This is a genomic window from Algoriphagus taiwanensis (genome assembly GCF_036245645.1).
GTDB lineage: Bacteria > Bacteroidota > Bacteroidia > Cytophagales > Cyclobacteriaceae > Algoriphagus > Algoriphagus taiwanensis.
In genome coordinates, this window is sequence record NZ_BTPE01000008.1 from 127,651 (window position 1) to 150,255 (window position 22,605).

At 40.2% G+C, this 22,605-nt stretch carries 19 protein-coding genes; 18 read left to right on the forward strand and 1 reads right to left on the reverse strand.

The window, feature by feature from the left end; translation table 11 throughout:
- Nucleotides 1-4: 4 nt before the first annotated feature.
- The 14 genes from AAA938_RS12535 to AAA938_RS12600 all read left to right on the forward strand — a co-directional run bounded on the left by AAA938_RS12535 (nucleotide 5) and on the right by AAA938_RS12600 (nucleotide 14,714).
- Nucleotides 5-1,324 carry a UDP-glucose dehydrogenase family protein gene (locus AAA938_RS12535; protein WP_338229078.1) on the forward strand — a complete coding sequence of 440 codons (1,320 nt, stop codon included), beginning with the start codon at nucleotides 5-7 and terminating at the stop codon, nucleotides 1,322-1,324.
- Nucleotides 1,325-1,378: 54 nt separating this feature from the next.
- Nucleotides 1,379-1,984: a DapH/DapD/GlmU-related protein gene (locus AAA938_RS12540; RefSeq protein ID WP_338229079.1), complete on the forward strand. Its 606-nt coding sequence runs from the start codon at nucleotides 1,379-1,381 to the stop codon at nucleotides 1,982-1,984.
- A complete protein-coding gene (locus tag AAA938_RS12545) occupies nucleotides 1,981-3,420 on the forward strand; it encodes a lipopolysaccharide biosynthesis protein (protein ID WP_338229080.1) in 1,440 nt (479 codons plus the stop codon). Before AAA938_RS12540 ends, AAA938_RS12545 begins: the two co-directional genes overlap by 4 nt.
- 29 nt (nucleotides 3,421-3,449) lie before the next feature.
- A complete protein-coding gene (locus AAA938_RS12550) occupies nucleotides 3,450-4,499 on the forward strand; it encodes a DegT/DnrJ/EryC1/StrS family aminotransferase (RefSeq protein ID WP_338229081.1) in 1,050 nt (349 codons plus the stop codon).
- Nucleotides 4,500-4,734: 235 nt separating this feature from the next.
- On the forward strand, nucleotides 4,735-5,778 hold the full coding sequence (locus AAA938_RS12555; protein ID WP_338229146.1) for an ATP-grasp domain-containing protein: 1,044 nt from the start codon (nucleotides 4,735-4,737) through the stop codon (nucleotides 5,776-5,778).
- Between the two features lie 5 nt (nucleotides 5,779-5,783).
- Nucleotides 5,784-6,848: a polysaccharide pyruvyl transferase family protein gene (locus AAA938_RS12560; RefSeq protein ID WP_338229082.1), complete on the forward strand. Its 1,065-nt coding sequence runs from the start codon at nucleotides 5,784-5,786 to the stop codon at nucleotides 6,846-6,848.
- On the forward strand, nucleotides 6,845-7,780 hold the full coding sequence (locus tag AAA938_RS12565; RefSeq protein ID WP_338229083.1) for a glycosyltransferase family 2 protein: 936 nt from the start codon (nucleotides 6,845-6,847) through the stop codon (nucleotides 7,778-7,780). The genes AAA938_RS12560 and AAA938_RS12565 overlap by 4 nt, the downstream gene beginning before the upstream one ends.
- Nucleotides 7,780-8,862 (forward strand): glycoside hydrolase family 88 protein, encoded by a 1,083-nt coding sequence (locus AAA938_RS12570; RefSeq protein WP_338229084.1) that lies wholly within the window; start codon nucleotides 7,780-7,782, stop codon nucleotides 8,860-8,862. The genes AAA938_RS12565 and AAA938_RS12570 overlap by 1 nt, the downstream gene beginning before the upstream one ends.
- Entirely contained in the window at nucleotides 8,855-9,730 is an 876-nt protein-coding gene (locus AAA938_RS12575; protein WP_338229085.1) for a glycosyltransferase family 2 protein, read from the forward strand. Before AAA938_RS12570 ends, AAA938_RS12575 begins: the two co-directional genes overlap by 8 nt.
- Nucleotides 9,730-10,674, forward strand: a complete 945-nt coding sequence (locus AAA938_RS12580) for a glycosyltransferase family A protein (protein WP_338229086.1) — start codon at nucleotides 9,730-9,732, stop codon at nucleotides 10,672-10,674. The genes AAA938_RS12575 and AAA938_RS12580 overlap by 1 nt, the downstream gene beginning before the upstream one ends.
- A complete protein-coding gene (locus AAA938_RS12585; protein ID WP_338229087.1) occupies nucleotides 10,667-11,728 on the forward strand; it encodes a GNVR domain-containing protein in 1,062 nt (353 codons plus the stop codon). The genes AAA938_RS12580 and AAA938_RS12585 overlap by 8 nt, the downstream gene beginning before the upstream one ends.
- Before the next feature lie 52 nt (nucleotides 11,729-11,780).
- Nucleotides 11,781-12,965: a hypothetical protein gene (locus tag AAA938_RS12590; RefSeq protein WP_338229088.1), complete on the forward strand. Its 1,185-nt coding sequence runs from the start codon at nucleotides 11,781-11,783 to the stop codon at nucleotides 12,963-12,965.
- Nucleotides 12,953-14,023 (forward strand): glycosyltransferase family 4 protein, encoded by a 1,071-nt coding sequence (locus AAA938_RS12595; protein ID WP_338229089.1) that lies wholly within the window; start codon nucleotides 12,953-12,955, stop codon nucleotides 14,021-14,023. The genes AAA938_RS12590 and AAA938_RS12595 overlap by 13 nt, the downstream gene beginning before the upstream one ends.
- Nucleotides 13,944-14,714, forward strand: a complete 771-nt coding sequence (locus AAA938_RS12600; RefSeq protein ID WP_338229090.1) for a WecB/TagA/CpsF family glycosyltransferase — start codon at nucleotides 13,944-13,946, stop codon at nucleotides 14,712-14,714. Before AAA938_RS12595 ends, AAA938_RS12600 begins: the two co-directional genes overlap by 80 nt.
- Here the strand turns inward: AAA938_RS12600 and AAA938_RS12605 are convergent.
- Nucleotides 14,711-16,033, reverse strand: coding sequence for a right-handed parallel beta-helix repeat-containing protein (locus tag AAA938_RS12605; RefSeq protein WP_338229091.1), 1,323 nt, complete (start codon nucleotides 16,031-16,033; stop codon nucleotides 14,711-14,713). The genes AAA938_RS12600 and AAA938_RS12605 overlap by 4 nt on opposite strands.
- A 328-nt stretch (nucleotides 16,034-16,361) precedes the next feature.
- Here AAA938_RS12605 and AAA938_RS12610 point away from each other — a divergent pair, with 328 nt between their 5' ends.
- The 4 genes from AAA938_RS12610 to AAA938_RS12625 all read left to right on the forward strand — a co-directional run bounded on the left by AAA938_RS12610 (nucleotide 16,362) and on the right by AAA938_RS12625 (nucleotide 22,562).
- Nucleotides 16,362-17,747, forward strand: coding sequence for a capsule assembly Wzi family protein (locus tag AAA938_RS12610; RefSeq protein WP_338229092.1), 1,386 nt, complete (start codon nucleotides 16,362-16,364; stop codon nucleotides 17,745-17,747).
- Nucleotides 17,748-17,970: 223 nt separating this feature from the next.
- A complete protein-coding gene (locus AAA938_RS12615; protein ID WP_338229093.1) occupies nucleotides 17,971-19,266 on the forward strand; it encodes a nucleotide sugar dehydrogenase in 1,296 nt (431 codons plus the stop codon).
- A gap of 75 nt (nucleotides 19,267-19,341) precedes the next feature.
- Nucleotides 19,342-20,169: a polysaccharide biosynthesis/export family protein gene (locus AAA938_RS12620; RefSeq protein ID WP_338229094.1), complete on the forward strand. Its 828-nt coding sequence runs from the start codon at nucleotides 19,342-19,344 to the stop codon at nucleotides 20,167-20,169.
- Between the two features lie 8 nt (nucleotides 20,170-20,177).
- The gene (locus tag AAA938_RS12625; RefSeq protein ID WP_338229095.1) at nucleotides 20,178-22,562 is read left to right on the forward strand and encodes a GumC family protein; all 2,385 of its coding nucleotides are present in this window, start codon (nucleotides 20,178-20,180) and stop codon (nucleotides 22,560-22,562) included.
- Nucleotides 22,563-22,605 lie beyond the last annotated feature (43 nt).

The following is a 22,605-nucleotide window of genomic DNA, read 5'->3' on the forward strand; positions in this document are numbered from 1 at the left end:
GCTTATGAAAATTACTGTGGTAGGTACTGGCTATGTCGGATTGGTATCCGGAGCTTGTTTCGCAGATGTGGGGATCGAAGTTACCTGCGTGGACATCGACCAAAAGAAAATTGATAAACTCAAAAATGGCATCATGCCGATTTATGAGCCTGGTTTGGAGGAAATTGTAGTCCGAAATTATAAAAGTGGCCGTCTCCACTTCAGCACAGACTTAGGGGAAGCCATCCAAGGAGCTGAGGTTGCATTTATTGCTGTGGGAACCCCTCCTGGAGAGGATGGCTCAGCTGATCTCAAGTACGTTCTTGCTGTTGCCGATGAAATCGGCAGAAAAATGACAGATTACATTGTTGTGGCGACCAAGAGTACAGTCCCTGTGACCACAGGAGAAAAGGTAAGAGGTGCCATCAAGGCTGCTTTGGAGAAAAGAGGCTCCGATCTACCGTTTGCAGTAGCATCTAATCCTGAATTTCTCAAGGAAGGTGCTGCAGTGGAGGATTTCCTCAGACCGGACCGAATTGTAATCGGAGTAGATGATGAGCGGGCTGAGAAAATTATGCAGAGACTCTACAAACCTTTCCAGCTCAGCGGGGAACGTATCATATACATGGATATTCCCTCTGCTGAGATGACCAAGTATGCAGCCAATGCCATGCTTGCCACCAAGATTTCTTTTATGAATGACATTGCCAACCTCTGCGAACGAGTAGGGGCAGATGCCAATATGGTGAGAAAGGGAATCGGTTCTGATCCTAGAATCGGCAATAAATTCATTTATCCAGGTGTAGGATATGGAGGTTCTTGTTTTCCCAAAGATGTGAAAGCGATTATCAAAACAGCCAAAGAATATGGGTATGATCTTCGCGTACTGCAATCTGTAGAGGATGTAAATGATGATCAAAAGCACATTTTAGCTTCCAAGGTCAAGGCTCATTTTGGTGAAGATTTAAGCGGGATGACTTTTGCCATGTGGGGTTTGAGTTTCAAGCCCAATACCGACGATATGCGGGAATCTCCTGCAGCAGTCATCATCGATGAGTTGAGAGCCGCTGGCGCCAAGGTTAAAGCCTACGATCCCAAAGCGATGGAAGAGGCCAAAGCGCATTACATTTTCGATAAGGTAACCTATTGTAATGATGCATATGACGCTTGTGTGGATGCTGATGCATTGTTGCTGGTGACGGAATGGTCCGAATTTAGAATTCCAAGCTGGGAGGCGATTGGTAAGCTTCTGAAGAATAAAGTAGTATTTGACGGAAGAAATATTTACGATAAAAAGTACCTGTCTACGCTCGGTTTTGTGCATTACGGAATTGGGTCTAAGTAACAGATTACAAATGATGTTCCCTGAGAATAGCTCGGGGAACACTTTTTATTTATTATGGTAATAGCAGGTGCAGGAGGTCATGGTCAGGAAGTTTTTCAACTTTTGGTAAACCAAGGGTTTGAACCTGAAGGCTTAATATTTTTTGATGAAGACGTGACTAAAAAAGGCAGGAGAATAGGAGGAACTGAGATAATTACAGACTGGGATACTTTAAATAAGGAGATTGAAAAAGATCCTAGATTCTGCCTTGGGGTAGGTAACCCGGAATCAAGACAAAACCTAACACAAAAGATTGAGAATCTTGGAGGTAGGCTATTTGGTCTAAAAGGATCGTTTTTGGATTCATTTTATAATGTCCCCGTCGAGTTTGATCAAATGTCATTTACATTCATTGGTCCTTCAACAAAAATTGGAAAAGGGGTACTTATCAACACTCGAGCGAATGTACATCACGGAGTGGAAATAGGTGATTTTTCGGAGATCGGACCTGGAGCTCTCCTTTTGGGAGAAGTAAAAATCGGAAATATGTGTCGTATTGGAGCGGGGGCTATAGTCCTTCCTGGTGTGATTCTTGGCAATCGAGTCATTGTAGGAGCAGGAGCAGTGGTAACAAAGAATAGAATTACTCAAGGAACAATAAAGGGGATTCCGGCAAAATGAGCTTAAAAGCAAAAACTATTACCGGATTTTTTTGGAGTTTGAGTCAGCAGTTTGGGGTCCAGATTACTTCGATTGTTGTTACCGTTTTTTTAGCTCGAATTTTAGAACCATCGGATTTCGGGTTAATTGGAATGCTTGCTGTATTTATGGCATTGGGAAATAGTCTGATTGATGCAGGGATGACTTCCAGTTTGATTCGAACCAAAGATGCCGACCAGAGAGATTATTCTACGGTTTTCTTCATCAACTTGATTGTAGGCATACTCGTCTATGCAATCATGGTCGCTTGTTCAGGCTTTATCAGTCAATTTTTTGATCAGCCTGAACTAGAACATATTGTTAAAATTTACTGTCTGACTTTTGTTATTTATCCTTTTTCGGCTGTTCAGCGAACCCGCTTGGTCAAAATGATGGATTTTAAGACCGAAATGAAAATCACGATTCCTTCAACCCTCTTAGGAGGCATTACAGGTTTGGTTTTAGCTTTTCAGGGATACGGGGTTTGGTCTTTGGTAGCAATGAACCTTCTTCAAAATCTTCTTCTGAGCATCCAATTTTGGATCTATTCCAAATGGAGACCTTCTTTGCTATTGGATTGGTCTTTATTCAAGAAGCACTTTGATTATGGGGCAAAGCTTACCTTAGCAGGGATAATCAATTCTGTTTTTTCCAATATTTATCATTTAGTCATCGGGAAATATTACCCATTGGCTCAATTAGGGTATTACACCAAAGCGGATTCTTTGAAGCAAATTCCAGTAAAAAACATTTCGACTACACTTTCCAAGGTGACTTTTCCGTTGTTTTCTGAGATTCAGGATGACGATGCGCGACTGAAGGTGGCCTATAAGCGAATCATGCAACAGGTTTTGTTTTGGCTGACTCCAGTCATGGCACTTTCCGCTGTTTTGGCAGAGCCCTTATTCAGAATCGTTTTGACAGAAAAGTGGCTTCCTGCCGTTCCTTATTTTCAAATCCTGTGTTTTATCGGTTTGATGTTTCCGGTTCACTCTTACAACTTAAATATTTTAAAAGTGAAGGGAAGGAGTGATTTGTTTCTAAAACTTGAGATTATCAAAAAATCACTTACCCTCATCGGCATCGTCCTTGCTCTTCCCTATGGTATATTTGCTTTGCTTTGGACTCAGGTAATTTTAAATCTTGTGGCATTTGGAATCAATTCTTTCTACAGTGGGAGATTTATAGATTATCATGTGTTTAAACAAATTCAGGATATATTTCCCATTTTCTTTGTTGGAGCATTGTCGGCATTGGGGTCTTGGTTATTGATGGATTGGGTTCAAAATATCCCTTTCCTGGATTGGATTCACCTGATTGGTGGAGGATTGATTGGAATGATAATTTATTTCTTGATTATGTGGGGAGCTAAGTCTGAGCCATTTATTGATTTTAGGAGAATTATACTGAAGAGATGATACCCGTTACCAAACCTTATTTACCCCCTTTGTCTGAATATCAGGAATACCTCGAGGGGATTTGGAAAAGACAATGGTTGACCAATAACGGTCCATTAGTCAATGAATTGGAGCTGAAGGTTTCAGATTATCTGAATGTGAATAATTTCCTGTTTATGTCAAATGGGACTATAGCACTACAGATAGCAATTAAAGCTTTGGGATTAAAAGGGGAGATAATCACCACTCCATTTTCTTATGTGGCTACTACAAGTAGTATAGTTTGGGAAGGTTGCAAACCTATCTTTGTTGACATTGATCCAAAAACACTGAATATTGATCCCAAAAAAATTGAAGAGGCAATTTCTGAAAATACCTCTGCGATATTGGCAACGCACGTCTATGGGAACCCCTGTGATGTAGAAGCAATTCAAAAGCTAGCCACCAAATATAAGCTGAAAGTAATCTACGATGGGGCGCACGCCTTTGGGGTCACTTTCAAGAAAAAGTCAATTTTTTGCTTTGGAGATATTTCCACAGTTAGTTTTCACGCCACAAAACTTTTTCATACGATAGAAGGCGGCGGGGTTTTTTCCTGTTCCTCTGAGCTGATTCAAACCATGGCTTATCAGCGAAATTTTGGGCATGATGGTCCCGAAGCTTTCCAAGGCTTGGGGATCAATGGTAAAAACTCTGAATTTCATGCCGCTATGGGCTTGGTTATCCTGAAAAAAATGGATTCTATTGTCGCGAAGCGTAAAGAACTATCCGAGTACTATGATAACCGACTGGCTGATTTGGGATTGCAGAAGCCCCAAATCAATAACCAGACTGAGTATAATTATGGATATTACCCGGTTATTTTTTCTAGCGAAGAACAAATGCTTCGATGTATTAAGAAGCTGAACAGATCTGAAATTTTTCCTAGGAGGTATTTTCACCCTAGTTTGGACCAATTGCCCTATGTAGATAAAGCAGAGATTCCAAACACGGAATCTATTTCCAGACGAATTCTTTGTTTGCCTTTGTACTATGAGCTTTCATTTGAAGAAGTTGATTTAATTTGCCGCCTTATAAAATCAGTCTGGGATAATGGGTGAAAAAAAAATCAGGGTTCTGGTTTTTCCCTGTGGGTCAGAAATCGGACTTGAAGTGTACCGATCGTTAAAATATTCCCGACAGATAGAGCTTTTTGGAGCAAGTAGTGTTGACGACCACGGAAGGTTTGTTTATAAGAACTATTTTGGTCACATCCCCTACATAAATGACTCTGATTTTAAGGAGGTTTTTACAGCTCTAGTTCAAAGTCTTGGAATTGATGCAATCTATCCTACCATGGATGGAGTAATTACCAAACTTCATGAAATTTCAGCTCATTTGAATTGCAAAATCATTGGATCCCCCAATGAAACCAACCTACTTGCTTTATCGAAAAGTAAAACTTATAGCTTTTTTGAAGGAAAAATCAGGGTGCCCAAGTTGTTTTCTTCTGTAAGTGAAATTGAGGCTTTTCCGGTTTTTTCGAAGCCTGATATTGGATATGGTTCTCGGGGTACAAAGCTTTTGGTAAACCAGGAAGAAGTGATTAAAAGATGGGAAAAGAATCCTGAAACCCTGGTTTTGGAATATTTGCCTGGTGAAGAATTTACCGTTGATTGCTTTACAGATCGGGAAGGAAATTTACTTTTCTGTTCTCCTAGAAAAAGAGGAAGGATACAAAAAGGAATCAGCGTCAATACCACTCCAGCTACGGAGATTGCCAGTTCTGTCAAAGAAATGGCTGAAGTAATCAATAAAGAGGTTAAACTTCGGGGCGCTTGGTTTTTTCAGGTCAAGGAAAATAGCAACAAGGACTTAACTCTTTTGGAGATAGCCACTAGGCTTGGAGGAAGTAGCGCCCTTTATCGGGCAAAAGGGGTGAACTTCGCCTTAATGAGCGTTTTTGATGCTTTTGATTTCTCTGTTTCTGTCTTGGAAAATGACCATTTCCTAGAGATGGATAGGGCATTGGACCAGCGATTCCAATTGGATATCACGTATGATGCAGTTTATGTTGATTTGGATGATTGCCTTATTATAAATCAAGAAGTCAATCCTGTATTAGTAGGGTTTTTATACCAATGTCTGAATCAAAACAAAAGAATAGTTTTACTGACCAAGCACGAAAAAAACTTGGAGGAAACCTTGAATCGCTTTCGCTTATCAAGAATTTTCGATGAGCATATCCATATCAAAAAAGAAGAATCTAAAGCCGATTTTATAACAGACCGAAGCGCAATATTTATTGATGATTCTTTTGCCGAACGAAAAAATGTAGCAGAAAAATTGGGTATTCCTGTTTTCGCACCTGATGCTTTACCCGCTTTAATTAACGATTAACCAGAATGAGAATTTTACATACCTATTGTCTTAATTACAATATAGGAGATTATGCCCTTGGTATTGGAGTAAAGAATTTACTGAGAAAATATCTTGACGTCACCCTGATCGGGAATACCAATCTCCAAGGCAGAGAATTCAACTCTTACTATATCCATGAAGTAGTCAATAAGAAATATGATCTCCTAGTAATCGGTGGAGGCGGGATAATTCATGGGGCCCATTGGCCAAATGGTTGGTTTTGGCTTATTGAAAAAGACCTTATCAAAGAAATCAAAATCCCATTTATCGTTTATGGAGTCGGATATAACTACTGGAAAGAGGAAGGAGGGATTCCTGAAAGAGGAATAATTCATCTGGAGGAAACCATGAAGTATTCTACCTATTTTTCAGTCCGAAATGATGGAAGCCAGGTAAGATTGGCAGAGCAATTCGGAAGGACAGTTCCTGCAATCCCTGATCCAGGTTTTCATGTGGATATTAATTCGAAATATGAAAGAAAGGAACCCTTACCCTACGTGCTGATTCAATTGGCTAATGATAAACCGGAGCGAAGGTTTGGCTCTTTAGAAAAGAGGGACAGCTTTGTACGACAAATGAGAGAAATAACCCAACATCTTTCTAAAAGATATAAGGTTATCTTTTCTCCACATGTACCTGAAGATATACCACTAAGCGAGGAGGTTTCTGCAGGAATTGCCAATACTAAAGTTTGGGATTTTGGATATTTTGCTTTTGATCATTCTGACGAAGCGGTCGGATATTATAAATATGCTGAATTTGTTCTTGCCATGAGAGGCCATGGTCAAATTGTTCCAATTGCATTTAATACTCCTGTCATTTCACTAGAAAATCATCCTAAGCATCGAGGCTTGATGGAGAATTTGGGATTGGTTGAATACAATGTGTCCTTAGCACAGGATGATTTCCAAGAAGAACTAATTGGTAAAATCAATTTATTGGAAGCCAATTATTTTGCATTGAAGGAAAAATATCAAACCATAAATCAAGAGTTACGCACTTCCTCTGAATCAGCATGGGGTGAAATCAAAAACCGCTTGGGGAAATGACTTTAGGGCAGCCATTAGTCAGCATATCTTGCATCACCTATAATCATGCCCCATATCTTAGGCAATGTTTTGAAGGATTTTTATCCCAAAAAGTGGATTTCCCTTTCGAAATCGTCTTGTACGATGATGCTTCCACAGATGAAACCGTGTCCATCATCAAGGAGTACACTGAAAAATACCCATCCTTGTTCCAAGTTTATCTGAATCAGGAAAACCAATATTCAAAGGGAATAAGGGGTATGAATATGAAGTTTAATCTACACAGAAGCAGGGGGAAATATATAGCTTTTTGTGAAGGAGATGATTTCTGGACTGATCCAGAAAAGCTTCAAAAACAAGTCGATTTTTTAGAAAAAAACCCATCTTATTCCATCTGCTGTACAAACTATTCAGAAATAAACAGTCAGGGAGATATATTGGTAGAAAATGCCTGGACTGGAATCAAGTTGACTCCAGAAATCACACATTTAATGGTTTTGGAAAAATATAAGCCAAAAATTCTTACCTCGATATTCAGAAAAGACGCGATTATCGGAAAGATTCCGGATGTGTTTTTCAGTGCTTTCAATACTGATAACTTTCTATGTGCAATCGCCACCGAAAATGGACCGGCAGCCTTTCTAAATTTTAATTCGGGCTGTTATCGTGTTCATAACCAGGGTATTTGGTCAGGAAAAACCGAAATACATCAATTTGAAATGCAATTGGATACTTACCTCAAAATGCAAGGGTATTTTACCAAGGATTTTCAACAAAAAGCTATTTCAAATCGAATCTATAAAATACGGAGAAAGCTTTCCAGACTCTATGCCAAAGACCTTCATTTTGGAAAAAGTATGAACCAAATGAAATATATGTTTTCTGTCAATCCCAAAGATTCTTCTAAGGTATTGTTTGGAAACCTGATTGCTCCTATCCGTAAAGTTTTTTAATGAACACAGAAGAAATTTTAATTCTTTCATCAACAGCTGCATTAAATCATCAGCTTTCTGATGGCGCCATGCCTCCTGGACACAATGGTCCCTATAAGGATCCCGAAACCCCAGTAAGGAATACTTCACATTGGTTGATTTCATTTTTGAGATCCTACGAACTGACTGGTGATAAGAAGTTTAAAGAAGCTGCAGAAAAATCGCTTGCCTATCTGATGTCCAAAGAAGCCCGACCTATGGGAGCTTCCTTTTGGCACCGGAAGAATCCGAAAAAAGACTTTTCTAATGGTTTAATGGGCCAAGCATGGACCCTTGAGGCTTTAGTATACGCTTACCGCGCTTTTGGGGATGATTCAATCTTAAAGTTGGCAACAAAAGTATTTAAACTTCATCCTTACAAATCCACGCACAAGGCTTGGGAAGTGGTCAATGTGGATGGAAGTATTCGAGGATTTGACCCTACATTCAATCATCAGTTGTGGTTTGCTGCCATTGGTGGTTTTTTGACAGAGTATGGAGACCAAGAAGTCAAAGCCCAAGTGTTGGATTTCTTGAAAAGTTTGTCTAATACCATGAAAACCTATTCCAATGGAGTCATCAAGCATCATCCTACGGGTTATCAATCGGTAGGAAAGAAAGATAAAATTCTCGCTCAATACAAACATTTCAGATTACCCGAAAGTCAAAAAAAATATATCTATCTCAAGTCATTGGGCTACCACGGATTTAATCTTTATGCCTTAGGGTTAATCCATAATGTCTTTCCTGATTTGTCATTTTTCACTACTTCTCTTTTCAGATCCATGATTGACGTAATTGATACGGAGGAGTTTAAATCTAAAATTTCTCTTTCTCCTTACAGCTTTTCCTACAATCCCCCCGGATTCGAATTAGGGTTTGCTCTTCAGAAGTTTGGAGATAGCTCAAAAGCCAATTATTTTCTTGAAAAGGATTTCAAAAGGTCCTATTCTCGTGAAAAAGAACAATGGGGAGTCAAGAATCCAGTGGACAAAGAAACAGCCGCTGCAAGGGTATATGAGCTTTACCAGCTTTCAAAAATGGAAATAAACATCCATGAATGAAAAGCCTGTAGTTTCGGTAATTATCCCCACTTACCGAGAATGGGATATTCTTCCTCGATGTCTTTTTTCCATTCAAAACCAGACATTTCCTCAGGAAGAGCTAGAAGTGATTGTGGTAAATAATGACCCTGAATCATTACCCCCTTCCACAATTCAACTTCCAAAAAATACCAGAATCATAGATCAATCCAGTCCAGGCTCTTACGCTTCCAGAAATTTAGGTGTTAAGGCCTCTAGAGGTGAAATTCTTGTTTTTACAGATTCAGATTGTGTCTCTGATCCCAATTGGATTAAAAACGGGATAAAATATTTGCAAAATGGAGCAGATTTGGTTGGAGGTAAGATGGAGTTTTTCAAGGTGCAAGGAGGAGATGAATTGGTTTTTCTTTATGAGAAACAATTCTCTTTCAATCAAAAAAGAAATGTGGAAGTAAATAGGCAAAGTATTACTGCCAACCTGTTTGTGAAAAAAGAGGTGTTTGAAAAGGTCGGTTTATTTCCTGAAAACCTTTTGTCTGGGGGAGATTTTGAATGGACCAAAAAAGCCAGTCAGATTGGCTTTAATTTAGTTTTTGGAGAAGATGTATTGGTGAAGCATCCCGCTCGAAAATCTATAGCCTCTCTTCAAAAAAAGAAGAAAAGGACTTCGGGTGGGATGTATTTCAAGTTCTTCAGAGATTATTCTGTCTTAAAGAAAATCAACTTTTCTATTTTTTTGCTAAGACCTCCAGTTACCATATTTCTTCTCAAGGATTACACTTTTGCCCAGCGGATTCGTCTTTTTTTTCTCCGTTGGAACTTGGAATGGGTCGGTGTACAAGAATTATTCAAATTGAGTTTTTCAGGAAAAAAAGCAGAACGGGTCTGATGTTTTCCATTATTATTCCTTGCCATAACAAGGCCCCCCATATTCATAGATCGATAAGCTCAGTGCTCAATCAGAGTTTGGGAGAGTGGGAGATGATATTTGTTGATGATGCTTCCACTGACTCTTCTTTGGAAGAGGTGAGAAAATTTGAGGATAGAAGAATTCAGGTGTTTCAAAGAGAAATTCCCGGTCCTGGAGGCTATGCAGCCAGAAATTTTGGAGTAACTAAGGCCAGATTTCAATGGATTTGTTTTTTGGATGCTGATGATGAATGGAAGCCAAACTATCTTAAGAATTTAAAATTTCAAATTGAAAAGAATGAGCAGATTCAATTTATAGGATCAGCTTGGGAAGTTTCGGATGGGACTACTTTGAAGGCTTGCTCTGCCACTAATCAGTTCTCTTCTTCTAGTTTTCATCTTTTGTCCTTTGAGGAGTTTTTAAGGAAGTCCATTTCAAATTCTCCCGTAGTTTGGACAAGTACTGCTTGTGTCAAAAAGGATGTTTTTGAAAAAATAAATGGGTTTCCTGAAGGAGATTGCAAATCAGGAGGAGATATTGATACTTGGTTTCGATTGGCTGAGCAAGTAAAGGTAATCGGATTTTGGAATGAGATTTCAGGCACATATCATATTGATAGTGTAAATATGGTCACTCGACTTGGGCAGACATTTGAAGTGCCATGCGTGGTAAAGACCATTCGGAACTTACTCAAGGAACGTGAATCAGATCTGGTACACTTAATCAAAAAATACTCCAATAAGTACTTATTGGCACAGATTGCCAAGTCGATAAAAGCGAATCGGTTCAATCCCGAATTATTGGAGTATTTCTACGGAGACTTGGACTGGAAGAAAAATGCTATTCTAAAAACATTTAAATTTCGCGCTTTGAGAGGGTTATATCGGCAATATTTAGAAAAAATGGGCTCCTTTTATGGCTAATGAGACAGTAGACTTAGCGGATTTGATCCGCTTTATGATCAAAGAGAAAAGAAAGTTTTTCAAGATGGTTTTGGCCTTTGTCGGGATAGGGGTTTTACTAATTTTTCTAACCCGAAACCATTACTCCTCCACTCTCAAATTTATCGCCCAGACCAATTCCAAATCAGGTAATTTAATGGGACAATTAGGAGGCTTATCAGGATTGAATTTGGGAAATATTAATTCCCAAGAACCTGGAAGTTTATCGCCCCAACTTTACAAGGAAATCGTGTACAGTTATCCTTTTTTATGGAGATTGAGTCAGAAAACCATTACTCCCGATGCAGAACCAATCAAGTTGGGACTTTATGTGGAAGAAAATCGAAGACCTTCATTTCCATCCTTGGTGAAAAAGTACACCATAGGTCTTCCCAAGGTGCTTTTCGGTGAAAAACCCAAGCCTTTGGATTTAGATACCGAAGTTCAGGACTCTCTGATTTTCCTCAATAGAGAACTGGTGCCTATGTTCAATGAATATCGGAAAATCATCTCCCTTTCTACAGATACCGAGACAGGATCTATATCTATTGAAGTCCAAACGCTGTCCCCTGAAGTTTCCGCTCAAGTGGCGGCTTGGGTTTTTGAATTGCTTTCAGAATATGTGATTGAATTCAAAACCGAAAAGGCTCTGCAAAACATGAAGTTTGTGGAAGCCCGGTTCGAAGAAGCAAAAGAGAAGTTTTATGAGGCGCAAAACAAGCTTTCCAACTTTAGGGACAGAAATCAAAACCTGAGTTATTCCACAGCCCGAGCTCAGGAAGAACGACTCCAATCGGAATACAGTCTTGCTAACAATCTCTACAATAATCTGGCAGTGCAGCTGGACCAAGCCAAGATCAAAGTACAAGAAGACATCCCTCAACTGACAGTGATCAATCCTCCTGTCGTTTCCTACCAGGTATCCAAGCCCAACATTCCGCTGATTATGGCCTTGTCTGTATTTATGGGGATTGTCTTGGGCTTTACCCGCTTGCTGTTTCTTTATTTCAAGAATCAATTTGGAGCTAATCGCTAGAAAACAGGGATTCGATTCCTTTTTTTCTTTCCTTCAATACATCCTGCTTTTCATGGCATTGACCTATCTCTTGGTTGATTGTCTGAATGGAGTTTTGATGAGGCTAGGTATAGGCATAAGTATTTCTCAACTTTTTAAAATGGCGATGCTCGCCGGTATGCTTCTTTTTCTTCTGGGTAAAAACTTAAGTGCATTTTTACTTTCCTTCGGATTGATTTTATTTTTTCTTTTTCCTTTGATTTTGAAGGCCATGCTTACGGGAGATACCTCCGGTGTGGTGGGTAATTTTGGATATAACCTGAAGCTTATTCTGTTTCCTATTTCGCTATTGTTTTTTTCCAGTTTGGAAATGAAGGAAAAGTCCCTTACGAAGTTTTGGTCGGCCTTTGCGTGGTTTAATTTTTGGCTGATTGCCGGCAATATACTTTTAGGAGTATTGGGGATTGGATATAGCCAATACGACAGTCCAGGAGGACAGGGTATTGGAGGAAGAGGGTTCTTTTTTGCAGGGAATGAGGTAGCGGGAATTTTCCTGCTTTTCTCCAGTATTTGTTGGTTTCAGACCAGAAATTGGCTTGGAATCTATCGCTTTGTTTTTTTCCTTTTCCTTTTGGCTTTAGGGGTACTCAATACTTCCAAAACGGCTATTCTAGGAATAATTTTGATTGTTGGATTGATGGAAATTCCTAAATTTTTCAGCATCAAACTTAGTGTAGGAAGGTTTTTGGGACTTTTGTCCTTGCCCGTTCTGATGATTGGGATGGGAGCTTTGATTTATTGGGGAGTTCATGCGACCGGTTTAATTGATCGGATTGCTTTTTTCTATCAAAAATTGGATTTGCTTACTTTCATTTTGTCCGGGAGAAATCAGATGGTGATGGGGGCTTGGAACTTTTTCCCAAAAGTTTACAGCTTCTGGGATTATCTTTTTGGGGTGGGCAATCAGGAATTTCTTCGTCTAATGGGGATCTATCATGGAAATGCTCATACCATAGAAATAGACTTTTTTGATTTGTTGTTTATGAATGGATTTTTGGGTTTGGGCCTGGTATTAGGCATTTTCTTTTGGGCTACTTGGAGAAGTTTCGCGGGAAATCTTAGCCATAATCCCATTTGGGCTTTGAATCTGGTTCTTTTGTTGATCTCATTTATGGCTGGTCACATCTTCAATTCTGCCATGCTGGGAATCAGTCTAGGCTTGGTCAATGGTCTTGGACCTAAGGTATGGAGAGCATAAGAATCTATCTGATTTCGAATATGTACCCTTCGGTTGAGAGTCCAAATTTTGGAGTTTTCGTCCGTAATTTTGAGCGGGATTTTCCTTCGGAAAAACTTGTCCTTGTAGACAAAACAGTGATTGAAGGCAAAAAAAGCGGTTTCAATCTATTGATTGCTTACTTGCTGTTTTTTGTGGAGGTTATTAAGAAATTACACCGGGGTGATTTTGACGCAGTGTATGTCCATTACTTACAGCACTCTTTGATTCCTTTCCATTTTTGGAGAAATAAGTCAGGGAAAAAGGTGATTTTGAATGCGCATGGCACAGATATTCTTGGAAAAGGAAAACTCTACGAAGGCATTAGAAAGTGGAATCAGTCCATTTTTGATCGGGCTGATTTGGTAATAGTCCCTTCTTTTTTTTTTATTGAAAAATTGACTCAGTTGGGAGTAAATCCTGACAGATTAGAAGTTTACCCTTCGGGTGGAATTAATCCTGAGATTTTTTTTCCTGCGGAAGAAAAAGCCCGCCCTCAGTATAGGTTGGGATATCTGGGTAGAATTGATTCGGGAAAAGGGGTAGACACACTGATTCGGGCCTTTTCGAAATTACCTCTGGCAAATATTGCTTTGGAAATTTGCGGACCCGGGAGTCAAAGGGAAGAAATGGAGCGACTAGCTCAAACCCTAGAGGTTAATCAAAGAGTTAGCTTTTTGGGGAATATTTCTCAAGAAAAAATCCGGGAGATTTTTCTAAGATGGGACGCTCTGGTTTTTCCGTCCGAATTGGAGGAAAGTCTGGGGCTGGTGGGACTGGAGGCTATGTCGTGTGGTCTGCCAGTCATAGGTACGGGCGAAGGAGGAATGTCAACTTATCTGATTTCCAACGAAAACGGTATCGTTTTTGAGCCGGGGAATGTTAGTCAATTAGTCGAAAAAATTTCAGATTTTTACCGGCAAGATCAAGCATTTAGAAATCGATTAGCAAAAAAAGCAATTGTTACAGCAAGTAGATATCATTCAAAAAGAGTCAACTCAGCACTCAGAAATAGAATCCAAGCCCTCTTTTCAGCCTGAATTTCGGAATATCAATGGGATTCGTGTTTTTGGATTTCCAGATAAGGCTTCCCTTATTGATTTTGCCCAAGGCAAAAACAAAATCCTGATAGCTGTCAATGCTGAAAAAATCTACGGGGCAGATAAGGAATTGAAAGATTTGATTAACTCCAATATTGGCTATCCTGACGGTATTGGAGCAGTATGGGCCCTCAAACAAAAAGGCATCAAGGAGGTAACCAAAATTCCTGGTGTAGAACTTTGGCTGGAGATCGTTAGGAGCAATTACAAAAAGAAGTCGTTTTACTTCATCGGTGCCCGGGAAGAAATCATTCAGGGAACAGTACATAAGCTTAAGCAGGAGTTTCCCGGGATCCAACTAGTAGGGTATCGAAATGGCTACCTGAAAGGAGAGGAGGAAGATAAATTGATCGAAGACGTAGCTTCAAAAAAGCCAGATTTCATTTTTGTCGCTATGGGCTCACCCGCACAGGAGAGGCTCATGAGAAAAATGAAAGCAAGACACGAAGCGGTATACCTAGGCCTTGGTGGAAGCTTCGATATCTATTCCGGAAAAACTAAGCGAGCTCCAAAAGTTTTTATTGACTACAAGTTGGAGTGGTTTTATCGCCTAATTACTGAGCCAAAAAGAGCATATCGGCAAATCAAATTGATTGATTTTGCTTGGAAGATGATCAATAAGAAATACTAAAACTCATCAATCCCGCTTTTGGAGCGATGCTTGATTTTATTGTTTTTTCCTTTTTTGGCGTCACTTGTAATCTGACTTACTGAGAAGTCATATAATCCATAGGTCTGAGTCTTTTTGGATTGATTATCGATACACTCGTTGTCATCAAAGGTGTTGTCAGAAAGGTGTTCTTTCAGAGCTATTGCACCACGGGTAGATAGGGTTACTCCCCTTTGGTTCCCATTGATTGCCTTATTTCCGACCACTTGTGAATTGGTCATTTGTCTGAATAAGAAGCCATGAAGTCCGCTTTTCTCTGCTTTGTTGTCCTTAAAAAGCAGGTTGTTGGATACCTCAGGGAAGGGGTGAGAGGCAACTTCGACACCAAAGCCATTTCCACAACCCACAGCTTGGTTATTGATCAGCTGGGTATCTGATTGAGGTACATGGATTCGAAAGCCATAATTACTACAGTTGATCGCGGTACAGTTTTCAATAAGCGCACCTTTACGGTAAGCTATCGCAAATCCGGATCCAAAACCCTTTTCAGGACTTGGTCCGCCTTTAGCCGAACAATCCCTTACTGTAAGTTGGTCTACAATGAGGTAATATCCATTGTCCTCAAACCAATTTTCGGCATGATTGCCAATCAGAGTGATATTTCTTCCATGAGCATAGAATCCTGTTCCGGCTCCTATACTTTGAGATTGAATAATCCGAGCACCGGGATCCATTACCAAAATACCTCTCGGCCTTCCGGAGTTGTCTTTTGATGTGAAAGCATGGGCATTTTCTGATTTTACTTCCTCAATGCTATTTTCAGAATTTTCCCCTTTAAAATCATAAAAAGCCACCCCATGCCAAGTATTTTGAGTGATTACATCCCGGATTTTGCTTTTGCTGCAATTTCTTAGACAAATGCCTCCTTTGGCTCCAGATGATTTTCTTTCAAAATTACCATTGATGGTTAAGCTTTCTACGAGGATGTTAGTGTTGGACAAATTGGGAAGAGTGGAAATGAGGCCTTGGGATTTAGTAGTTTTCCAATTTCCCGTATCCGGATTTCGGAAAAGTATAACCGACTCCTTGGACTCTCCTTTCAATATTACATTGGATTTGAGAATCACTCCGTCGTCTAGTAAATATTTCCCTTTTGGAATGAAAATAGTACCTCCTCCAACTGATGAAAGACTATCTACTATTTGATTTATCAATTTGGAATTATCTTTTTGTCCACTGGGATCTCCTCCTGATTCGGCTAGATTGATTGTCTGAGGATAGGTGTTCAGAGAAAAAAAGAGTAACGAAAAGAATACGGGGAAGAAGCGAAATAGAGGCATGGGACATGGTGTTTTTATCAAACTGTTAAAGGTTAAAGCAATTAAGTTTAGTCATTTTTTTAAGATTTTAACTGTTTTTACAGGTGTTTTTACCTTTTCTAACGCCCTTTTTGGTCAATCCTTCCAAGTAGGGATTCCCGTAATCGAAGAAGCCTTGAGGCGAAATCAGGTGATTGGTGATTCAGTAGTTGGTCCTGGTTTCACTCTTCGTTCATTACCTCTGAATGCGAGAAGTGACGTTTCTTCCGCTTGGATGGGGGAGTTCGAGAAATTACTCCCAAGATCGAAGAATTATGCGGTTCTGCTTCCATTTAGACAAACTTTGGCCTTGAATACCCAAAGACCCTATGGCTGGGGAAATGGGCCGATGGTTCCTAATGTTGGATTTCAGTCTTACACCCAAGGAGGTATTTATGCCAAATTTTTGATTTTTAATCTTCAATTGGGTCCTGAACTGGTTTGGACTCAAAATAAACCCTTTCAAGGATTTGAATTCAGGGATCCTCGTATTGCTTCCTCGAGGTATCGTTCTTGGAGTTTTGGGGATTACCCTGAGCGATTTGGAGACGGACCTTCTACCCTGATTTGGTGGGGACAATCCAAGTTCACTATTCAGGCTGGCTTTCTAGAAGCAGGGGTTTCTACTGAGAATATTTGGTGGGGGCCGGGACAGTTTAGCTCCTTGACCTTTTCCAATAATGCAAGAAGCTTTCCCCATCTTACACTAAAGTCCCGGAGACCTGCCACGACTTTGCTTGGGACCTTTGAAGGGGAGGTGATTGTAGGAAGATTGGAAGATTCTGGAATTGAGCCTGCACAGATTGATGAACTCAACGAGGTTTATTTTTTCCCATTTTCGGGAGATTACAAATACCTTAATGCAATTACCGTCACCTACCAACCCAAATGGGTTCAGGGACTTTTTGTGGGTTTTTCACGAACCCACCAACAATATTCCCAGCAAATGGGAAACTCTTTGGGAGACTATCTTCCCATCTTTGAACCTTTTCAAAAGACGGTTTATGGATTTGACAGGGATAGTGAAGGGAGAGATCAACAGTTTACCTTTTTTGGCAGGTGGGTCATACCAAAAGCGAAGATGGAACTGTATTTCGAGTATGGCAGAAGAGATCATGCCTACGATTGGAGGGAGGCTATTCTTAATCCTGAACACGCCCGGGCGTATTTGATGGGACTCAACAAACTTTGGGCGACAGGAAAACCCGATCAATTGATCCAAATAAGGGCAGAAATGCTCCATCAGCAGGAGTCAATCAACAGGATAATCAGGTATCCCGGATTAGGTGGAGGTTATACTTGGCATACCCATGGTCAGGCTCGGGGATTTACCAATTATGGAGAGGCCTTGGGCACTGGACCCGGAGCAGGCTCTAATGTTCAGACACTTGAAGTAAGTGTGTTAAACAGGCTGAATAAAAAAGGACTTCTATTTGAAAGACTTGCCAACCATCAGGATTTTTTTTATCGGTCTTTTGGAAGAAACTCTGCCAAAAAGCCATGGATCGATTACAGCATCGGGCTACTTTGGGATCACCAATGGGATCAGTTGATCATCAGCGGAAAGGCACAGCTTACACAGGCGACAAATTACCAGTGGCAGGATCAGGGGATTTCTACCGAGGACTTCCATTCAGGATTTAATCCGGTTTCTTTCTTTGGCCAAATCCACCTCATCTATTTGTTCAAAAATTAATCATACCTCCCAAATCTTCCTTTTTAGGCTTATGTTTGCACCGGATTTTTAATGAGTAATTTTGGTACTCATTTAAGCTTTAAGGTTACTTGCTTTTCCTTTTTCAAGGTTTCAAGGAAATCTGAAAATGCTTTTGGAAGGATATGGAGCGCAAAAGCTAAGTCTTGGGACTGAAAGGGCGAAGCTGTAAAATCTAGAAAATACGTAAATAAAAATTTTGACTATGCTTAAACCGTTTGAAGAAGCGAAAATCGGAATTATTGGACTAGGCTACGTTGGCCTTCCATTGGCAGTTGAATTTGCTAAAAAATTCCCTGTGGTAGGGTTTGATATCGACCAAAAACGTGTAGCTGACCTGAAGAAGGGCAAGGATTTTACTCTAGAGGTAGAAGATGAACTTTTACAGTCTGTTCTTTCCAGTGATTCCCAGTCCAGGGGCCTTTTTCCCACCTTTGATTCTGAGCATTTGGCTACCTGCCAAATCTACATTGTGACCGTACCTACCCCTACAGACAAACACAATCGTCCGGTACTCACTCCTATTATTAAGGCTTCTGAAAATATTGCCAAATACCTCAAAAAAGGGGATGTGGTAATCTATGAATCCACCGTATATCCCGGAGTGACAGAGGAGGAATGTGTCCCCGTATTAGAGAGAGTCTCTGGATTGAAGTATAATTCAGACTTTTTTGCTGGATACTCTCCAGAAAGGATCAATCCCGGAGACAAGGAGCATACTGTATCAAAAATCCTAAAGGTAACCTCCGGCAGTACTCCTGAAGTAGCCGAGTATGTGGATCAGCTTTACAAAGAGGTCATTGTGGCTGGTACTCACAAGGCCTCATCAATCAAGGTAGCTGAAGCGGCCAAAGTGATTGAAAACTCCCAGAGGGATATCAATATTGCTTTCGTGAATGAACTTTCAAAGATTTTCAACCTGTTGGGAATCGATACTCACGAAGTCTTGGAGGCAGCAGGCACTAAGTGGAACTTCCTCAAGTTTAAACCCGGACTAGTTGGCGGGCATTGCATTGGAGTGGATCCATTCTATTTGGCCCAAAAAGCCCAAGAAGTGGGCTATCATCCGGAAATAATCCTAGCAGGAAGGAGACTTAATGACAGCATGGGCAAGCATGTGGCCACGGAAGTAATCAAGCTCATGATGCGAAAGGATCTGAAAGTCATCGACTCCAAAGTTTTGATTTTGGGCTTTACCTTCAAAGAAGACTGTCCCGATGTCAGAAATACTCGAGTCATCGATATCTACAACGAGCTGAGGTCTTTTGATATGGAAGTAGATGTCTATGATCCTTGGGCCAGCCCCTCTGAAGTAAAGCATGAATATGGTCTGGATATCTTATCCGGAGAAAAAGCTCCTTCCTTGGAAGGATACTCTGCCATTATCCTAGCCGTATCCCACAAGCAGTTTAATTCGCTTCCCATCCAAAAGTCAGCTCTTCAAGTCGTATACGACGTCAAGGGTTTTCTGGAGAAAGAAAAAGTGGATGCGAGATTGTGATGAAAACTTCCAAAGGAAAAACCTATTGATTAATTTCTATTTTTGCAACCGAATTAACAATCTAATTTATTCTAAATGAGGTTCAACTACTCCAAAAAACTAATTCCTCTTTCACTCCTTTTTTTGACACTTTTTTCTTGTGTTTCAAACAAGAAGCTGATCTACATGCAGGAACTTGAAGAGGGGACAGGCCCCTTGATCGAGACGAGTAAAAAATATCCTTACGATACGGAAGAGTATCTGCTTCAAGTAAATGATATCGTCGAAATAAACATCAAGACCACAGATCCCAACTTGAATCAGGTTTTTTCTGCAACCTTGGACCCCCAAAATCAGGCAATGATGGGAGGGGGGCAGGCCTCTGGAGATGCTTTTTTTATGAATGGATATACCCTGGATGATTCGGGTCTAGTAGAACTTCCTCTCATCGGCAAACTCAAGCTTTTGGGAACAACCACCGAGGAAGCCAAGCTCTTGGTGGAAAATGAAGTCAAAAAATTCATCAACGAAGGAGAGTATTTCGTCAGGGTAAGACTAGGCGGGATTCGGTTTAGTGCCTTAGGTGAATTCAATAGATCAGGGAAATATACCATCCTCCAGAATAGAGTAACCATTTTTGAGGCAATTGCCTTTGCGGGGGATCTCAATAGAGTAGCAAAAAGAGATGAAATCATATTGGTCAGACAATATCCTGATGGTTCTCAAATTCACAAGATTAATTTATTGGACAGAGAACTTTTGGGTTCAGAATACTATTTTTTACGGCCAAATGATATGATTTATGCCGAACCTATGAAAGTGAATGAGATCGGTTCAGGAAATACGCTTACTGAGACCTTGACCCTTCTTATTTCTTCCATCACTGCAGTGGCCCTTGTCCTGGCAATTATCCAAAATAACTAATACTAAACATGAGTTTGGATTCAGAAGAAAATGACTTGTTCAAAGGCGAAGAAAGTAGCTTTGATTTAAAGTCTATTTTACCCAAGGTTATCAGAATTTGGCCTTGGATTATTTTAAGCCTGGGGTTGTTTTTGGGTGTTGCTTTTTACATCACAGAGACATCACCGCCTACCTACCGTGTCTCCTCTAAGTTTTTTATAAAGGAGAATGAAAAAGGTTTTTCTTTTTTTGAAAGCCCTGCAATTAGTCAGGAGCAGGGAATGGGACTGACCAATGAAATGATCATTCTTAAGTCAAGACCTATCGCTGAGGCCACTTTGAGAAAATTGGATTTTCAGGTAGAATACTACCAAGAAGAGACCTTCAGAAACCGGGAAATCTACAAACAGACGCCAATTGTAGTAGAAGTGGATTGGAAAAATCCTCAGCTACTCAATGGTAAAATTAATGTCACTTGGAATTCTATAGATTCTTACGAATTAAGCTTTCCTGAAAAAGGATATACTCAACTATTTCCAGATGGAAGCTTTGGTTCAGTAGGAGAATTGGCTTCCGCTACTTTTAAGTTTGGAGAGTGGGTAGAGACTCCTAATTACAAAATCAGAGTAAGCAATACCTCAGGTGTAGAAAGTGGGGCTTCCCTCTTTGTATTGAGAGATAAGAACTATCTGGTGAATTATTACTCTCTTGGTTTGATAATTGAACTGGAAGCCAAAAATTCCTCAATCCTGAATATTAGTCTTTTGGCTCAAAATCGACTGAAAGGGGAGGCGTATTTAAACGCTCTCATGGAAACCTATTTGGAGTTGGAGCTTCAGGAGAAAAATGAAATTGCCAGCAGAACCATCAATTTTATTGACTCTCAGGTAGCTGGTGTGGCCGATTCTCTGAGCTTTTTTGAAAATCAGCTTCAGGATTACAGGGCTACCAATCAGATTTTTAATCTTAGCTCAGAAAGTTCTGCTGTTTTTGGGCAATTGACAGAGATTGAAACTCAATTGGCGAATGAAAACCTCAAGAAAAGGTATTACCAATCCCTTAAAGATTATCTGGTCAGGGAAAATTACAACGAAATAGTGGTTCCGTCCGGACTGGGGATCGATGATCCTTATCTTAATGGATTAATCGAAAACCTTCTTGCAGTTCAGGTGGAGCGCTCTAGACTACGTGCCACCCAAACCGAACTTTCCCCTCAGGTAAGAGAGGCTAATAAAAAGTTGGCAGATTTAGCCGGTTCTATCTCTGAAATTCTCGAAAATGTTGACCGAAACAACTCCATGGTCATTGCAGACCTTGAGAATAGGAAAAGGCAAATAGAAGCATCTTTCAGGTCTCTCCCTCAGGCCGAACAAAACCTAATTCGAATCCAAAGACAAGCCACCTTAAACGAAAATATTTACAATTTCCTTTCCGAACGAAGGGCCGAGTCAGCGATTTCAAAGGCATCAAATACACCTAGCAACAAAATAATTGAATATGCCAAGGCTGGAATGCTTCAGGTCAGTCCCAAGCCGGCAAGAAATTATCTGGCAGCCCTACTTGCCGGAATCATTCTCCCTGTTTTGATCGTGTTGGGAAGGGAATTTTTCCGCACCAAGATTGAGGAGCCAAAATACCTCGAAAGAAAGCTTAAAATCCCTGTCTTGTCCACTATTCTACAAAACAAGAGCAAGGATAATCTGGTAGTTTTCAACTCAGGAAAATCAGGAATTGCAGAAGGCTTTAGATCTCTTCGATCAAATATCAAATTTTTGGTCCCTAAGGATAAACAACTGACCATGATGCTGACTTCCACCATCTCAGGTGAAGGAAAAACTTTCTGCGCGATTAATTTGGCATCTGTCTATTCACTTACCGGAAAGAAAACCCTGCTGATCGGTTGTGATATGAGAAAACCGAAAATCTTCCAGGATTTTGGACTAAAGAATGACGTGGGGTTATCCAACTTTTTAAGTGGTCAATCTGAAGATCCCAAAGAGATTATCAAGCATACTTCTTTCGAAAATCTGGATATTATCCTCTCGGGACCTATTCCTCCAAACCCCTCTGAACTTCTTTTCTCTCCTAATTTTGAAAAGCTGGTTGAGCAGTTAAAGTCTGAATATGAGGTGATAATTTTGGATACGCCGCCTGTGGGTTTGGTATCTGAGACGTTGGATTTGTTGACTTTGGTAGATTTTACTCTATTCGTTTTCCGTCAGAATTACTCCGAAAAAGTCTTCATTGATGCTCTCAATGGACTCCGGGAGCAGAAGGGAATCAAAAATCTCTATGCGATTTTCAATGGCCTAGATGCTACCAAAGTATCCTATGGAGGATATGGCTACTCCTATGGGTATGGATATGGATATTATGATGACGAGAAAAGCGTCAAGAAAAGATTTAAAGCTTAATCTGATTTGAAAAACTTTATAAAAAAGTATTTCAGATACTTCT